The 15,612-nt window shown below is 66.1% G+C and carries 12 protein-coding genes; 10 read left to right on the top strand and 2 right to left on the bottom strand.

Annotation, left to right across the window (positions count from 1 at the left end; genetic code table 11):
- Window positions 1-38: 38 nt before the first annotated feature.
- From EJB06_RS15255 to EJB06_RS15220, 8 genes are all read left to right on the top strand, one after another.
- Window positions 39-1,325 carry an MFS transporter gene (locus EJB06_RS15255; RefSeq protein ID WP_229427100.1) on the top strand — a complete coding sequence of 429 codons (1,287 nt, stop codon included), beginning with the start codon at window positions 39-41 and terminating at the stop codon, window positions 1,323-1,325.
- 10 nt (window positions 1,326-1,335) lie between these two features.
- Window positions 1,336-2,460: an acyltransferase family protein gene (locus EJB06_RS15250; protein WP_126074887.1), complete on the top strand. Its 1,125-nt coding sequence runs from the start codon at window positions 1,336-1,338 to the stop codon at window positions 2,458-2,460.
- Window positions 2,461-2,545: 85 nt separating this feature from the next.
- On the top strand, window positions 2,546-4,120 hold the full coding sequence (locus EJB06_RS15245) for a glycoside hydrolase family 10-like protein (protein WP_229427099.1): 1,575 nt from the start codon (window positions 2,546-2,548) through the stop codon (window positions 4,118-4,120).
- The gene (locus EJB06_RS15240; protein WP_126074885.1) at window positions 4,117-5,040 is read left to right on the top strand and encodes an N-acetylglucosamine kinase; all 924 of its coding nucleotides are present in this window, start codon (window positions 4,117-4,119) and stop codon (window positions 5,038-5,040) included. The genes EJB06_RS15245 and EJB06_RS15240 overlap by 4 nt, the downstream gene beginning before the upstream one ends.
- A gap of 23 nt (window positions 5,041-5,063) precedes the next feature.
- Window positions 5,064-5,858: an N-acetylmuramoyl-L-alanine amidase gene (locus tag EJB06_RS15235; protein WP_126074884.1), complete on the top strand. Its 795-nt coding sequence runs from the start codon at window positions 5,064-5,066 to the stop codon at window positions 5,856-5,858.
- Window positions 5,859-5,871: 13 nt separating this feature from the next.
- The gene (locus tag EJB06_RS15230) at window positions 5,872-6,780 is read left to right on the top strand and encodes a LysR family transcriptional regulator (RefSeq protein ID WP_126074883.1); all 909 of its coding nucleotides are present in this window, start codon (window positions 5,872-5,874) and stop codon (window positions 6,778-6,780) included.
- On the top strand, window positions 6,777-7,388 hold the full coding sequence (locus EJB06_RS15225) for a M15 family metallopeptidase (protein WP_126074882.1): 612 nt from the start codon (window positions 6,777-6,779) through the stop codon (window positions 7,386-7,388). Before EJB06_RS15230 ends, EJB06_RS15225 begins: the two co-directional genes overlap by 4 nt.
- 71 nt (window positions 7,389-7,459) lie before the next feature.
- The gene (locus EJB06_RS15220) at window positions 7,460-7,861 is read left to right on the top strand and encodes a GNAT family N-acetyltransferase (protein ID WP_126074881.1); all 402 of its coding nucleotides are present in this window, start codon (window positions 7,460-7,462) and stop codon (window positions 7,859-7,861) included.
- A gap of 130 nt (window positions 7,862-7,991) precedes the next feature.
- Here the strand turns inward: EJB06_RS15220 and dacB are convergent, their stop codons facing one another.
- Complete coding sequence (gene dacB / locus EJB06_RS15215) at window positions 7,992-9,497, bottom strand: D-alanyl-D-alanine carboxypeptidase/D-alanyl-D-alanine endopeptidase (RefSeq protein WP_229427098.1); 1,506 nt, start codon at window positions 9,495-9,497, stop codon at window positions 7,992-7,994.
- 2 nt (window positions 9,498-9,499) lie between these two features.
- Window positions 9,500-10,738, bottom strand: a complete 1,239-nt coding sequence (locus tag EJB06_RS15210) for a spore maturation protein (protein WP_126074880.1) — start codon at window positions 10,736-10,738, stop codon at window positions 9,500-9,502.
- Between the two features lie 151 nt (window positions 10,739-10,889).
- On the opposite strand from EJB06_RS15210, the gene EJB06_RS15205 reads away from it, so the two are divergent.
- Complete coding sequence (locus EJB06_RS15205; RefSeq protein ID WP_126074879.1) at window positions 10,890-12,611, top strand: ABC transporter substrate-binding protein; 1,722 nt, start codon at window positions 10,890-10,892, stop codon at window positions 12,609-12,611.
- 172 nt (window positions 12,612-12,783) lie between these two features.
- Window positions 12,784-15,612, top strand: a complete 2,829-nt coding sequence (locus tag EJB06_RS15200) for a TonB-dependent receptor domain-containing protein (protein WP_126074878.1) — start codon at window positions 12,784-12,786, stop codon at window positions 15,610-15,612.

Raw genomic sequence — 15,612 nt, 5'->3', positions numbered from 1 at the left:
CCCTGGCGCCGTATCACGAAAGAATAAAACAAACTGCGATGCAAACTGCGATCCGAACTGCGCAAGATAAAAGTCCCTGGCTGTGGGTGCCTTCCCTGTATTTTGGCCAAGCCATTCCTTACGTGGTGGTGATGACCCTGTCGGTCCTGATGTACAAGGACCGCGGGGTCGGCAACGACGATATCGCTTTCTATACCAGCTGGCTGTACCTGCCGTGGGTAATCAAGCCGCTCTGGTCGCCGCTGGTGGACATGGTGCGCACCAAGCGCTGGTGGATCGTGAGCCTGCAGCTGGCCATCGGCGCCGCCCTGGCGGCGGTCGGTTTCACCATGCACCTGCCCGCCTACTTCCAGATCAGCCTGGCCGTGCTGTGGGTGATGGCCTTCTTTTCCGCCACCCACGACATCGCCGCCGACGGCTTCTACATGCTCGGCCTGAAGCAATACCAGCAAGCCGCCTTCGTCGGCGTGCGCAGTACCTTCTACCGGCTGGCCACGATCGTCGGCGGCGGCGCCATGGCCATGCTGGCCGGCCACCTGAGCACCAGCAGCGGCGACGTCGGCTTTGCCTGGTCGGTCGTGTTCTTCGTGCTGGCGGCCGTGTTCATCGGCCTGTTCGCCTATCACAGCGTGGTGCTGGGGCGGCCCGCCGAGGATCAGGCCGTGGCGGGCGGCGAGAACAAGCTGGCCGAGTTCTTCGCCACCTTTGCCTCGTTTTTCGGCAAGCGCGACATCTGGCTGATCCTCGGCTTCATCCTCACCTTCCGCCTGGGCGAATCGCAATTGCTGAAACTGGCGATTCCCTTCATGAAAGACCCGCTCGTCAAGGGCGGCCTCGGCATGACGACCGAGCAGGTCGGACTGGCCTACAGCACCATCGGCATCATCGCCCTGACCCTGGGCGGCCTGCTGGGCGGCTACCTGATTTCGCGCCTGGGCCTGAAGCGCTGCCTGTGGCTGATGGTGTTCTCGGTGCACATTCCCGACGTCGTGTTCGTCTACCTGGCCACCGCCCTGCCGCAGAACTTCGTGCTGATCGCGTCCAGCATCGCGCTCGAGCAGTTCGGCTACGGCTTCGGCTTCACCGCCATGATGCTGTACATGATCATGGTCTCGGACGGCGAACACAAGACCGCCCACTACGCCATCTGCACCGGGCTGATGGCCCTCGGCATGATGGTGCCGGGCATGTTCAGCGGCAAAATCCAGGAATACCTGGGCTACCAGCACTTCTTCATCTACGTGTGCGTGATGACGATTCCCGCCTTTATCATGGCCGCGCTGGTGAAAATCGATCCCGCGTTCGGCAAGCGGGTCGACAAGTGATGGCCGATCGATGACGGCCCCCGCCCGCCTTGCCTCGCTGGACGCTTTCCGCGGCTTCACCATCGCCGCCATGACCCTGGTGAACAATCCCGGCGACTGGAGCCATCTGTATTCCCAGCTGGCCCACGCCGCATGGCATGGCTGGACCTTCACGGACTGGATTTTTCCCTTCTTCCTGTTCATCGGCGGCGTGTCGATGGCCTTCTCGCTGGGCCGCCTGGCCGCCCTTGGCGCCGACAAACCGGCATTGCTGCGTAAGCTGGCCGTGCGCGCCGGCATCATCTTCCTGATCGGCCTGGCGCTCAACCTGATCCCGGGCTTCGACCTGTCCACCGTGCGCATCCCGGGCGTGCTGCAACGCATCGCCATCTGCACCCTGCTGGCCGCGCCCATCGTGCTGTATTTCAGCTGGCGCCAGCAAGTCATGTGGATCGCCGGCCTGCTGGCGCTGTACAGCGTGCTGATGCTGTGCGTGCCCGTGCCCGGCATCGGCGCCGGCGTGCTGGAACCGGGCCAGGACTTCGGCGCCTACATCGACCGCCTGCTGCTGGACGGCCACCTGTGGCCGCAATCGGCGACCTGGGACCCGGAAGGCTTGCTCTCGACCATCCCGGCCCTGTGCAGCCAGCTGCTGGGCGTGCTGGCGGGGCGCTGGCTGCTGTCCGGATACTCGCGCACCGAACAGACCGTCTGGATGCTGCTGGCCGGCCTGGCCCTGCTGTGGACCGGCGCCATGCTCGACGTCATCCTCATGCCGATCAACAAGAGCCTGTGGACACCTTCTTTCTGCCTGTTCATGACCGGCTGGGCCCTGATCGTGTTTTCCAGCTTTTACTGGCTGCTCGACGCCAATCCCCATGCGGCGATCCGGAGCGCGGCAGCGCGCTGCAGCACGCCGCTCCTCATTTACGGCATGAATGCCCTGTTTATTTTCGCCTTTTCCGGGCTGGTGTCTAAAATGCTGGGTTTTATCGCGCCCGGCGGCGTCACCCTGGCCACGCGCCTGTATGCACAGGTGAGTGCGCTTGGCGTGTCGCCTGTCAACAGCTCTTTGCTTTATGCTCTGCTGTTTAATGCGGCGATGTTCTTGATCGCCTGGGGCATGTGGCGCAAGAAGTGGTTTGTAAAAGTTTAAATTGGGGAATGGTTTGCAGCCGAACAGGACAAGACGCGCATTCGCGCGAGCAGGGGTAGCCGGCGCCATGGCGCTGAGCGGGTTGATGACAGCGTGCACCTCGGTGGCGCCGACGGCGCCGGGCACACCCGTTAGCGGCGCGGCGTATGGCGTGACGCCCACGCCGGCCACCATCCAGGGCGGCAGCGAGACCATGCCGCCGGTGGCGCCGCGCGAATTTCGCGCCGCCTGGGTCTCGACCGTGGCCAATATCGACTGGCCCTCGCGCGCCAACCTGCCGGCCGAGAAACAGCAGGCCGAAGCCATCGCCATCCTCGACCGCGCCAAGGCCATGCACCTGAACGCCATCGTGCTGCAGGTGCGCCCGAGCGCCGACGCGATCTACCCGTCCAGGCTGGAGCCGTGGACCGAATACCTGAGCGGCACCCAGGGCCAGGCCCCGCAGCCCTGGTACGATCCGCTCAAGTTCTGGGTCACGCAAGCCCATGCGCGCGGACTGGAACTGCACGCCTGGTTCAACCCCTACCGCGCGCGCCACGCCACCGCCAAGTCGCCGCCCGCGCACGACCATATTTCCAGGTCCAATCCGGCGGCCGTGAAAACCTACGGGCGCTTCCTGTGGATGGACCCGGGCGAAGAATCCGCGTCGAAACATACGCTGGACGTGATCCTCGACGTTGTGCGCCGCTACGACATCGACGGCGTGCACCTGGACGATTATTTCTACCCCTACCCGATCGAGGCGCCCGGCGCCAGCGGGGCCGAAACGGCCGCGCTGGACGGCGCCTACGTGCCCAAGGCCGAACTCGAGTTTCCCGACCAGCCGGCCTGGCAGCGCTACCTGCTCTCCGGCGGCAAGCTCGACCGTGCCGACTGGCGCCGCCAGAACGTCAACAAGCTGATCGAGGCGATGTATAACGGCATCCACCGCGAGAAAAGCTGGGTGCGGCTCGGCATCAGTCCCTTCGGCATCGGCCGGCCGGACCGGCGGCCCAAAGGCATCGTCGGTTTCAGCCAGTACGACAAGCTCTACGCCGACGCCGAACTGTGGCTGGCCAACGGCTGGCTCGATTATCTGTCGCCCCAGCTGTACTGGCCGATTGCCCAGCCGCCGCAGGCCTACGACGTGCTGCTCGACTACTGGGTGGCGCAGAACGGCAAGCGGCGCCATATCTGGCCGGGCCTGCTTACGAGCCGCATCGGCGCCGCCAGCAAAGGCGTCCCGGCCAAGGAGATCGTGCAGCAGATCGGCGTGACGCGCAGCCGCGCGGGCGCCGGCGGGCACGTGCATTTCAGCATGGTGGCCCTGATGGAAAACCGCCAGGGCGTCAGCGACCTGCTCAAGGCCGGCCACTACATCGCCCCGGCGCTGGTGCCGGCTTCGCCCTGGCTGGGCGACGAGGCGCCCGGCGTGCCGGCCGTGAGCGCGCGGCGCGAGGGCAACGGCGTGGCGCTCAAGCTCACGGCCGGCAAGGCCAACGCGCAGTACGCCATCTGGTCGCGCCATGGCGGCGAATGGCGCTTTGCCGTCGTGCCCGCCTCGCGGGTCGACTGGACCGTGCTTGATGATCCCAGGAGCGGCCCGGCCAGTGCCGTGTTCGTCAGCGCGGTCGACCGCCTCGGCATCGAGAGCGAACGCATCCAGGTGTTCAAGCCATGAGCCGGGTCGGCCTCGGCATCGACGCCGGCGGCACCCGCACGCGCTGGGCGCTGGCGGCGCCCGACGGGACGATCCTGGCCGAAGGCGAGCAGGGCGGACTGTCGGCCTTGCAGATGGGCAGCGACGAGGGCCGCGCCAGGGTACAAGCCGGTCTTGCCGCGCTGGCGGCCGCCGTGCTCGTCCATGGCAAGCCGCAGGCGCTGCGCGCCGGGCTGACCGGTTTCGGCGGCGACGGCGCGCAGTTGCGCCAGTGGCTGGCCGAATCGTTCGGGCTGCCGGAGGCATCGGTGCTCCTCAGCAACGATATCGACATCGCCTATCTCGCCTGCTTCGCGCCGGGCGAGGGCTACCTGGTGTATGCCGGGACCGGCTCGATCGGCGCGTGGATCGACGCCGGCGGCGTGCTTCACCGCGCCGGCGGGCGTGGCGTGATCCTGGACGACGGCGGCGGCGGCTTCTGGATCGCGCGCGAGGCGCTGCGCCACATCTGGCGCAACGAGGACGAGGAGCCGGGCCGCTGGCGCGCCTCGCCGCTGGCCCAGGCCGTGTTCGCGCAGATCGGCGGCGACGACTGGACCCTGTCGCGCCAGTTCATGTATGGACAGGAGCGCGGCGAGGTCGGCCGGCTGGCGCTGGCGGTCGCGGCCAGTGCCGAGGCCGATCCGGTGGCGGCCGCGATTCTTGCGCAAGCGGGCCGCGAACTGGCGCGCCTGGCGCGCGCCCTGACGGCGCGCTTCGGTGCGCGGCCGGTGGTGCTGGCCGGACGCGCCGCCACGCTGCATCCCCTGATTGTGAACACGATGCGCGCCGAATTGCCGGATGCGCTAAGCTTGACGCAAACGACGGCCCGCGCTCATCATGCAGCGGCGCGCTTGGCCGCCACCCTCGTCGTTCCCGCCTGCGGGAACGACGGAGGATAACTCACCACTACCCTTACTCGCCGATGAAAACCCTGCTCGCCGCCCTCCTGATCGCCCTGCTCACCGGCTGCGCCACCGGTCCCGCCATCGACCGCACTTACTCGGCCAAGGGCCAGAGCAGCCGCGTCAAGTTCGTCATCCTGCACTACACGGCGATCAACCTGCCGCAATCGATCAAGGTCCTGACCGAGCAAACCGTCAGCAGCCACTACCTCCTGACCGACGAAGCCGTTCCCATCGTCTACGGCCTGGTCGACGAAACGCGCCAGTCCAACCACGCCGGTGTATCGAACTGGAAAAACTACACCCTGCTCAACGGCAGCTCGATCGGCATCGAAATCGTCAACCCCGGCTTCACCGAATCGCCGACCGGCCGCGTCTGGTATCCCTTCCCGCAAGCCCAGGTCGACCGCCTGGTCGGGCTGCTGAAAGACATCGTCCAGCGCCACAACATCCCGCCCGAAAACATCCTCGGCCACAGCGACATCGCCCCCCAGCGCAAGCAGGACCCCGGCCCGCTGTTCCCGTGGGACCAGCTGGCCCGGCACGGCCTGGTGCTCTGGCCCGACGCCGCCAAAGTGGCCGCCGCGCGCCCCGTGTACGACCTGATGCTGCCCGACGTCGCCTGGTTCCAGGCGCGCCTGGCCACGGTCGGCTACGCGGTGCCGCAGACCGGCCTGCTCGACGAAGCGACCCGCAACGTCATCGCCGCCTTCCAGATGAAATACCGCCCGCTCGCCATCGACGGCGCGCCGGACGCCGAGACGGCGGCCCTGCTCGACGCCCTCACCACGCCCGCCGTGAAGCCGGCAGCCTAGACGGGATCGCACCATGCGCCTGCGCCACATCGAAGTCTTCCACGCCATCATGCAGGTGGGCACGATCAGCGGCGCGGCGCAGGTGCTGCACATTTCGCAGCCGGCCGTGACCAAGGTCTTGCAGCATTGCGAACTGCAACTCGGCATGCCCCTGTTCGAGCGCGTGCGCGGCAAGCTCTACCCCAAGCCCGAGGCGCACCGCCTGTTCGCCGAAACCGAAAAGCTGCACCGCGACCTGCAAGGCGTGCGCCGTCTTGCCGCCAGCCTCAAGGGCGGCGCGGTCGACACCATCCGCCTGGTGGCCACGCCGACGATTGCCGTCAGCGTATTGCCGCAGGCGATGACGGTGTGGCGCAAGGACTTCCCGCACACGCGCTGCGAGCTCGGCACGCACCACACCAGCGAGATCGTCCAGACCCTGCGCCTGGGCGAAGCCGACCTGGCGCTGTCGCTGCAAGACCCGCGCCACCCCGGCATCGTGGCCGAAGCGCTGGCCGAAGGCGTGATGACCGTCATCGCCCCGGCAGGAAGCTGGCGCGAGGATGCCTGCGGCCAGCCGGTCGGGGCCCAGGAACTGAGCGGCGAGCTGATCGGCCACGCCGACAACGACCCGCTCGGCGAGCAACTGGTGGCCGCCTGCGAAGCGCAGGGCGTCCATCCGGTCTTCCGCACGGTGGTGCAGACCTACCAGATCGCCCGCTCGCTGGTCGAGGCCGGCGCCGGCATGGCGGTGGTCGATCCCTTCACGGCGGCCTCGGCGCAGGACGCCAGGGTGCAGCGGCGCGCCTGGACGCCGCCGATTCCCGTCCAGTTGTTCTTGCTGACCGCCAGCAATGCGCCGCTCTCGCACGGCGCCCGCGCGCTGGTCGCCAGCATCGGTGCGGCGGCGCGCCAATGCCTGGCGCGCGGGGTGGGGCGATGATCGACGGCTTGCCCATCGAACAGGTCGGCCAATGCGCCGCATTCCGCCATCTGTCCGGCATCGGCGGGATCGCGGTCGACCTGCGCTACGCGGGCACGGATAACTTCACCGGGCGCGACCTGTATTCGCCGTTCGACTGCGCCTGGCTGCACGTCGATGCCGCCGCTGCGCTGGCGCGGGTGGTGGCCTGGCTGGCGCGCGAGCGGCCCGGCTGCCGCGCGCTGGTTCTCGATGCCTTGCGTCCGCAGCGGGTGCAGGAAGCGCTGTGGGACGCGCTCGACGGCACCGGCCTGCGCATGTACCTCGCGCCCCCCGAGCGCGGGTCGATCCACTCCTTCGGCATGGCGCTCGACATCACCCTTCTCGATGAACAGGGGCGCGAACTCGACATGGGCACCGGCTTCGACGACATGAGCGAGCGTTCGCATCCGGCGCGCGAAGAACTGCTGCTGGCGCGCGGCGAGCTGACGGCCTTGCAGGTGGAAAACCGGCAACTGCTGCGCGCCGCGATGGCGCAGGCCGGCTTTGTCGGCATCGCCAGCGAATGGTGGCACTTCGATTGCGGCGACCGCGACTGGGTCCGGCAGACGTTCCAGCGGGTGCTGTAAGGGGCCGCCAGCGCATTGCCGCGCTGACTGTTACCATAAAGAACTCCCAACAACAGCCGCCGCCCTTCTCCATGAACATCAGCCTGAACGACCAGATCGACGAAGCCGAAGTCATCGCCCTGTACCGCGCCAACGCATGGTCGTCGGCAGACAAGCCCGGGCAGCTGATGGCGGCGCTGCGCAACTCGCACAGCCTGGTCACGGCGCGCGAGGACGGCGTGCTGGTCGGCATCGGCAACGCTATTTCGGACGGCCACCTGGTGGTCTACTATCCGCATTTCCTGGTCGACCCGGCGCACCAGCGCAAGGGCATCGGGCGCCTGATGATGCAGGCCCTGTGCGCGCGTTACGCCGGTTTCCACCAGCAGATGCTGACGGCCGACGGCGACGCCATCGCCTTCTACGAATCGCTGGGATTCACGCGCGCCGGCCGCACCGCGCCGATGTGGATTTACGCCGGCACCGAGCACTGAACCCCCGCGCCTTCAACGTATGGAAAGATCCGGCCAGTATCGGCTCAATGGATAAAGAATCGGCTCAAACCAGCGCGTACAGGCTCAATTCCTGGAGAATCGGTGCACTTTTCCGGCGTATCGGTGCACTTTAGCGTATCGGTGCGATTGTTCCAGCTCCTTCACCTCCATGCGCCGCCCCCGACCGCGCCACCCAATCGACCAGCGCATCGAGCACGGCGCGGCCCTTGCCGTTGCCGATCAACTCGCTGTTGATCATGGCCACCACCACGCATTGCTGTCCGCCGGCATCGCGCACGTAACCGGCCACCGCCACCACATTGCGCAAGGTGCCGGTTTTCAGGCGCGCGCGCTGGGCTGCGGGACTGTCGGCCAGGCGCCGGCGCAGGGTGCCGTCCACCGCTGCGATCGGCAGGCTGCTGACGAATTCCGGCGACCAGTTGCTGCGCAGTCCCGCTTGCAGCACCCCGCCCATCTGCACCGCGCTGATGCGTTCGATGCGCGACAGGCCCGAGCCATTTTCCAGCACCAGCCCGGTATCGTCGATGCCGCGCGCGCGCATCCAGTCGCGCACCGTGCGCTCGGCGCGCGCCACGGTGGTTTCGCCGGGAACGGCCGCCAGCGCGCGGCTGCCCGCCAGCGGATCGGCTTCCAGGCTGCCCAGGGTCAGGAACACCGTGCGCGCCAGGGTGTTGTCGGAACTCTTGTTGAAGTCGCGCACGATGTCGGGCAGGCTGCGCGACACGTGCTCGGCCAGCAGGCGCGTGGCCGGCGGGCCGGCCGCCTCGACCGTATCGCCCACCAGCACCCCGCCCAGCCGATGCCAGGTGGCGCGGAACAGGCGGTCCAGGTAATCCTGGCGGTCGAGCACGTTGATCCGGTAGGTCTTCGCGCAATATTTCGGAAAACTGCCTTTGAGCACGACCGTGATCTTGCCGAGCTTGTCGCGCAGCACGTCCGGCTGCTTCCAGCCGTTGGCCCAGCTGCCGCAGTCGGCGTCGACCAGGGTCATGGCCGAGCTCACCGTCACCCCGTCGAGCACCGGATACGCCACCGCCGCCAGGGTGCCGGAGCCCGAGCGCAGGTCGAGTTCCAGCATGTTCTTGTTGACCATCAAGGCGTCGGGAATGACGTTGGTGTAGGCCTCGGGCGATTCGTCGAACTGCGGCGCGCCGATATCGGGCCGGGCCGGGTTGAACAGCTGGCGGTCCAGCACCAGGCGCCCGTCGATCTTGCGGATGCCCTGGTTGCGCAAGGATTGCAGCATGCGTTCCAGCACCTCGCCGCTGAAATCGGCATCGGCCCCGCCACGCAGCACCAGGTCGCCGCGCAGCACGTCGCCGCTCACGCTGGCGCCGCTGCGCAGTTCGGTGCGGCCGCGAAACGCCGGCCCGAGCTGGTCGAGCGCGACGATCGTGGTCACCAGTTTCATGGTCGAGGCCGGATTGAGTTGACGCTCCGCCTGGTGCGACAGCAGCGCCGTGTCGCCGCGCAGCACCAGCGCGCTCATGGCGTCTTCGGGAATATTGGCGTCGAACAGCAACTGGCTGACCGGCGCCGGCAACTGGGCGCTGGCCGCCTGCGATACAGCCAGCAGGACGGCAAGCGCGAGCGGACGCAGCATGGTGATGTTCATGATTAACCGAAGAACAGGTAAGCGACGCAGATCGCCGTGACGATGCCGGCAAAATCGGCGATCAGGCCGCACGAAATCGCATAGCGCGTCTTGCGGATGCCCACCGAGCCGAAGTACAGCGCCACGATGTAGAAGGTCGTATCGGCCGAGCCCTGGAAGATGCAGGCCAGCCGTCCGACGAAGGAATCGACGCCGTAGGTGGTCATGGCGTCGATCATCATGGCCTTGGAGCCGCTGCCCGACAGCGGCTTCATCAGCGCGGTCGGCAGCGCCGGGGTGAATTCGGTGGGCATGCCGAGGCTGATGAAAATCCATTCCAGCCCCCGCACCACAAAGCCGAGCACGCCAGAATTGCGGATCACGCTGATCGCCACCAGCATCCCCACCAGGTAGGGAATGATGGTCAGCGAGGTCTGGATGCCGCCCTTGGCGCCTTCGATGAAGGCTTCGTACACATTGACCTGCTTGCGCATGGCGCCGAGGATGAAGACGATGATGATCGAGAACAGGATCAGGTTGCTCGACACGCGCGACACCAGTTCGATCTCGGGCTTGGTCAGGAAATTGGTGAAAAAGAAGATCAGCGCGCAGATGGCGGCCGTCATCCCGCCCAGCCAGCCGATCACGACGCGGTTGAGCAGGTTGATGCGCTGCTTGATCGACACCACGATGATGCCGGTCAGGGTCGCCACATAGGTCGCGATCATGCAGGGAATAAAGATGTCGGACGGATCCTTGGCGCCGAGAATGGCGCGCTGGGCCATGATGGCCAGGGGAATCAGGGTCAGCCCCGAGGTATGCAGCACCAGGAACATGATCTGCGCGTTGCTGGCCGTATCCTTGTCGGGGTTAAGCGTTTGCAAGCTTTCCATGGCCTTCAGGCCGAAGGGCGTGGCGGCGTTGTCGAGTCCGAGCAGGTTGGCGGAAAAATTCATCACCATGTGGCCGGTGGCCGGGTGGTCTTTCGGCACTTCCGGGAAAATCCGCGAGAAGAAGGGCGCGATCACCCTGGCCAGCCAGCCGATGGCGCCGGCCTTTTCGCCGATGTTCATGATGCCGAGCCACAAGGTCATCACCCCGGCCAGCGGCAGGGCAATATCCATCACGCCCATCTTGGCCGATTCGAAGGTACCGTCGACGATCTTCTTGAAAATCTCGGTATCGCCGAGGAACAGCCACTGCGCCAGGGCCGCCAGGAAGCCGACCAGGAAAAAGCCGGACCAGATGTAATTTAATGCCATATCGTATTCGTTTCGCGTTAGGGAGCCGATGTTGCAGCGAGAGTATAGGCGCAGGTTACCGCGAATTAATGAAACCATGCACCCTGACTATGTAAAAAACCCGCAGGCATCGCCGTGGCCTATCATACGCACCGGACCACGAGGACTTGCCATGACGATTCGCCGCTCTCTTGTTATCAGCGTTGTTGCCCTGCTGCTCGCCGCGCCGGCGTTTGCGGCGGAGAAAGTCCTGCACACTTTCCTGACCACCAGCGAAACCGGGCTGGATCCGGCGGTGGCGTCCGACATCGCCACCCTGAGCCTGCTGGAAAACCTGTTCGACCCGCTGCTGCGCTACGACGTCGACGCCCGTCCGGTCGCCTTGCGCGCCAACGCCGCCATGGCGCTGCCGGAGGTCAGCGCCGACGGCCTGGTGTACACCTTCCGCCTGCGTCCCGGCATGCTGTTCAGCCCCGACCCGGCCTTCCGTGGCCAGCGCCGCGAAGTCACCGCCGCCGACTATGTTTACAGCCTCAAGCGCCTGTACGACCCGGCCCTCAAATCGCCGTGGCTGTTCCTGTTCGACGGCAAGCTCAAGGGCGATGCCGCGCTCAAGGGGGCTTTCAGCCAGTCCACCGAGATTGCCGGCCTGCAAGCGCCCGAGCGCCACACCCTGCGCCTTACCCTGGCAGCGCCCGACAGGAACTTCCTGTTCTACCTGGCGATGCCGGCCTCTGGCGTGGTGGCGCGCGAAGCGATCGAGGCCTATCCGGGCCAGGCCGGCAACCATCCGGTCGGCAGCGGCCCGTTTCGCCTGGGGGAATGGAAGCGCAGCGACAAGATCGTGCTGCTGGCCAACCGCGACTGGGGCCTCACCCGGCACGGACGGCGCCTGCCGCTGCTGGACAAGGTCGAGGTGCGCATCGCCGAGGAATTCCAGGGGCGCATGCTGGGCTTTTTGAGCGGCGAATACGATTACCTGGAGCAGGTGCCAGAATCGCTGACCGATATGGTGATCCAGGACGGCCGGCTGAAACCCGCGCTGGCCGCGCGCGGCATCGTCCTGACCCGCTTCCCGGTCCTGCAGACGTATTATATGTGGATGAACATGGAAGACCCCGTGCTGGGCGGCTACGGCAAGGACAAGGTGGCCCTGCGCCGCGCCATTGCGCTCAGCTACGACAGTGCCGAAGATATCGGCCTGCTCAAGAAAGGCTTCGCCCTGCGCGCCGAGTCGCCGCTGCCGCCGAACGTGCTCGGCTACGACCCGGCTTACCGCACCCCGGTGCCCTATAACAAGGCGCTGGCGCAGGCGCTGCTGGAGCGCTTCGGCTACCGCCAGCGCGATCCGGACGGATTCCGGCGCGCCCCGGACGGCAAGCCGCTGACCCTGACCATGCACAGCGAAGCGACCGTCGGCGGTCGCCTGCGCGACGAACTGTGGCGCAAGAACCTGAACGCCATCGGCCTGCGCGTGGTGTTCCGGACCGACAAGAAGACCGACATCATCAAGGCCTCGCGCCTGGGCAAGGTGCAAATGTTCGAGAGCAACTGGATCGCCGATTTTCCCGATGGCGACAATTTTTATCAGCTCCTGTACGGCGCCAACCGCGGCCGCGCCAACTACGCGCGCTTTAATTTGCCCGCTTACAACGAGCGCTACGAACAGGCGCGCCTGCTGGGCGACTCGCCCGCGCGCCAGAAACTCTACGGCGAAATGAATCAATTGATCCACGCCTATAACCCCTGGGTACCGCTGAGCCACCCGCTGTCTGCCGACCTGCAACACCCGTGGTTAAAAAACTACAAGCGCCACCCGGTCGAATTCACCACCTGGCGCTACCTCGACATCGACCCGGAACAGCGCCGGCGCGCCGGTAAAATCGCCCGTTGATGCACAGTGAATACCCACAGGCCTGCCGGCGAGCCATTCCCTCAAGTTATAGTTGCTTCAGGAAATTTCATTGGCTGGCCCAGCGGGCAGGGCGTAGGCTCGTCCGATTCATGACGTCTTGCCAAGAAAAATAATGTGTGCTCACAGAGCATCAAAAATCCAAGGAGAAACCGTGAAGTTAAGCAAGCTAGCGCAAACGATGGCCCTCATGTGCGTGGCCGGCGGCGCCGCCGCGCAAGCGGCCGAGTCGCCCATGGCGCGTGTCGAAATCACCGGCAGCAGCATCAAGCGCATTGCCAGGGAAGGCGCGCTGCCGGTCGAAGTGATTTCGCGCAAGCAGATCGAAGCCCAAGGCATCGTCAACGCCGAGCAACTGATCGCCACCCTGAACATCAACGGCAACGGTTCCGACAACCTCGCCAGCAATGCCGACGTCACGTCCGGCGCGCAGCGCGGCAACAATGGCGCGTCCTCGGCCAATCTGCGCGGGCAGGGCGCCGACAGCACCCTGGTGCTGCTCAACGGCCGCCGCGTCGCCACGCACGGCATGAAAGGCTCGGCGGTCGACCTCAATGCGATTCCCTTCGCGGCGGTCGAGCGGGTCGAGGTGCTGAAAGACGGCGCCTCGGCCATCTACGGCACCGACGCCATCGGCGGCGTGATCAATTTCATTCTCAAGAAAAACTACAAGGGCCTGGAAGCGCAGGCGTTTACCGACGTCACGGAAGCCGGCGGCGGCAACATTCAGCGCTACCAGCTCACGGGCGGTTTCGGCGACCTGCAGGAACAGGGCTTCAACCTGCTGTTCGCCCTGTCCAGCGGCGAAAACAAGGCCCTGCGCGGCAAGCAGCGCGACTTCGTGAACACCTTCCAGCCCGACCGTGGCGTTTCGGTCGACACGCGCGGCACGCCGTTCGCCAACGTCTTCGCCACCAGCCTCGGCGACACCGTCTTCAGCCGCAGCAGCAACACCGGCCCGGTGCGGCGCGGCACCAATCAAGCCTATTCCGGCGTCAGCCTGCTCGACCTGCCCGGCGGCGCCGGCTGCGCATCGATCGACGGCATGGGCGCCTACGACGACAAGCTGTGGGACACGCCCTCGGGCGGCCTCGGTTGCGCCTGGGATACCGGCCGCGCGGCCGTGCTGCAGCAGCCCGTTAAAAACAGCAACGTCGTCACGCGCGCCACCGTGCGCCGTGGCGGGCACGTGTTTTTTGCCGAGCTGGTCGGCGCAAAGACGGAGGTGGCCAAGCGCTTTTCGCCGAACCAGGTCTCGCCGGGCGCCAGCACCTTTCCGGCCAGCTCCTTCTATCCGAGCACGGGCGCGGCCTACAACGAGGTCTTCAACGCCCTGGTGGCCGAATTCCCGTCGATCGAAGCCAACCGCGGCTTGCCGATCGCCTACCGCTGGCGCTGCATGGAATGCGGCGACCGCGAAATCGCCACCGAGAGCAAAGCCGGCCGCCTGCAACTGGGCGCCGACGGCCAGATCGGCAGCTATGACTACAAGGTCGGCCTGACGCGCGCCACCAGCGAATCGGAATCGACCCTCGGCAATGGCTACAGCTACACCGCCCCGCTGGCGGCCGCGCTCGGCAGCGGCTTGATCAATCCCTTCCTGAAAGCCGGCCAGACCCAGTCGCAGCAGGCGCTGGACCTGATCCGCGGCGCCTCGGCCGCCGGCGTCGTGCTGTACGGCGGCAAGACCACCCTGACCGCCTTCGACGCCTCGCTGTCGGGCGAGGTCTATACCTTGCCGGCCGGGCCGGTCATGGCGGCGGTGGGCACCGACCTGCGCAAGGAAGCATACAAATTCAACGGCGACCTGCGCAACATTGCCGAACGGCGCGCCATCCTCAACGCCCCCTTCGACGATGTCAATGCCCTGCCGCAAGTCAGCCGCGACATCCGCGCCTTCTACGCCGAGCTGCTGGTGCCTGTCACCAAGGAGCTCGACCTCACGCTGGCGGCGCGCCAGGACCATTATTCCGGCTTCGGCAACACGCTCAATCCCAAGGTCTCCTTCCGCTACCAGCCGAGTGCGCAGTGGCTGGTTCGCGGTTCGTACAACGAAGGCTTCCGCGCGCCCGCGTTCAACCAGTTATTCAACGGCATCACCGAAACGACCTACGCCGGCAAGGACCTGGCCGATCCGGGCATGTGCGCCAGCGGCAAGGTCGACACCACCAAGCCCGGCTGCGAATCGATCACCCCCATCATCCTTACCGGCGGCAAGCCCAAGCTCGGCCCGGAAACCTCCAGGCAGGGCAGCGTCGGCGTGGTGTTCGAGCCGTCCGCGCGTTTCTCTGTGAACATGGACATCTGGGAAGTGCGGCGCTTCGAGACCATCAAGGAAGTCGACCTGCCCGTCATGCTGGCCAACTACGAACTGTTCAAGGAGCAGTTCTATCGCGATGAGCAGGGCAAGCTGGCCGGGATCGACCGGCGCTGGCTCAATACGGGGGCGGCGATTACGCGCGGCATCGAAGTCGGCGCCCGCAGCAACGGCAAAGTGTGGGCGGGCAACTGGGCAGCCGGTGTCGACGGTTCCTACTTGCTCAAGAAAAAGAGCAAGCCCCTGGAAACCGCGCCCTACAGCAAGGATGAAGTCGGCGTCTTCAGCTTCACCGGCGACCTCGGCCTGAAATGGAAGCACACCGCCTACGTCACGTTTGCCCGGGGCCCCTGGAGCGCCATGTTCCAGAACGTCTACCGCAGCGGCTACACCGACCAGGTGTTGCCGGGCGTGGCCAGCGGCCGGATCGTGCCGTCCAACTACCATCCCAAAGTCGACGCGTACTCGATCTTTCATGCCAGCCTGAGCTACACTGGCGTGAAAAACCTGACCTTGACGGCCGGGATCAAGAACCTGTTCGACGAGGATCCGCCATTCGCCATCACCTACGACGGCAACACCGGGGCCGGCAGCTCGTGGGAGCCGCGCGTGGCCGACCCGCGCGGGCGCTCGCTGACCCTGATGGCCAATTACAAGTTCCTTTGA

The sequence above is a fragment of the Massilia atriviolacea genome (assembly GCF_003953935.1).
Taxonomy (GTDB): Bacteria; Pseudomonadota; Gammaproteobacteria; order Burkholderiales; family Burkholderiaceae_D; genus Telluria_A; species Telluria_A atriviolacea.
This window is presented reverse-complemented; position numbering and strand designations above follow the sequence as displayed.

Coding starts and splice junctions, on each gene's coding strand:
- EJB06_RS15255 (WP_229427100.1), top strand. CDS start 39: ATGCAAACTGCGATCCGAACTGCGCAAGATAAAAGTCCCTGGCTGTGG.
- EJB06_RS15250 (WP_126074887.1), top strand. CDS start 1,336: ATGACGGCCCCCGCCCGCCTTGCCTCGCTGGACGCTTTCCGCGGCTTC.
- EJB06_RS15245 (WP_229427099.1), top strand. CDS start 2,546: ATGACAGCGTGCACCTCGGTGGCGCCGACGGCGCCGGGCACACCCGTT.
- EJB06_RS15240 (WP_126074885.1), top strand. CDS start 4,117: ATGAGCCGGGTCGGCCTCGGCATCGACGCCGGCGGCACCCGCACGCGC.
- EJB06_RS15235 (WP_126074884.1), top strand. CDS start 5,064: ATGAAAACCCTGCTCGCCGCCCTCCTGATCGCCCTGCTCACCGGCTGC.
- EJB06_RS15230 (WP_126074883.1), top strand. CDS start 5,872: ATGCGCCTGCGCCACATCGAAGTCTTCCACGCCATCATGCAGGTGGGC.
- EJB06_RS15225 (WP_126074882.1), top strand. CDS start 6,777: ATGATCGACGGCTTGCCCATCGAACAGGTCGGCCAATGCGCCGCATTC.
- EJB06_RS15220 (WP_126074881.1), top strand. CDS start 7,460: ATGAACATCAGCCTGAACGACCAGATCGACGAAGCCGAAGTCATCGCC.
- dacB (WP_229427098.1), bottom strand. CDS start 9,497: ATGAACATCACCATGCTGCGTCCGCTCGCGCTTGCCGTCCTGCTGGCT.
- EJB06_RS15210 (WP_126074880.1), bottom strand. CDS start 10,738: ATGGCATTAAATTACATCTGGTCCGGCTTTTTCCTGGTCGGCTTCCTG.
- EJB06_RS15205 (WP_126074879.1), top strand. CDS start 10,890: ATGACGATTCGCCGCTCTCTTGTTATCAGCGTTGTTGCCCTGCTGCTC.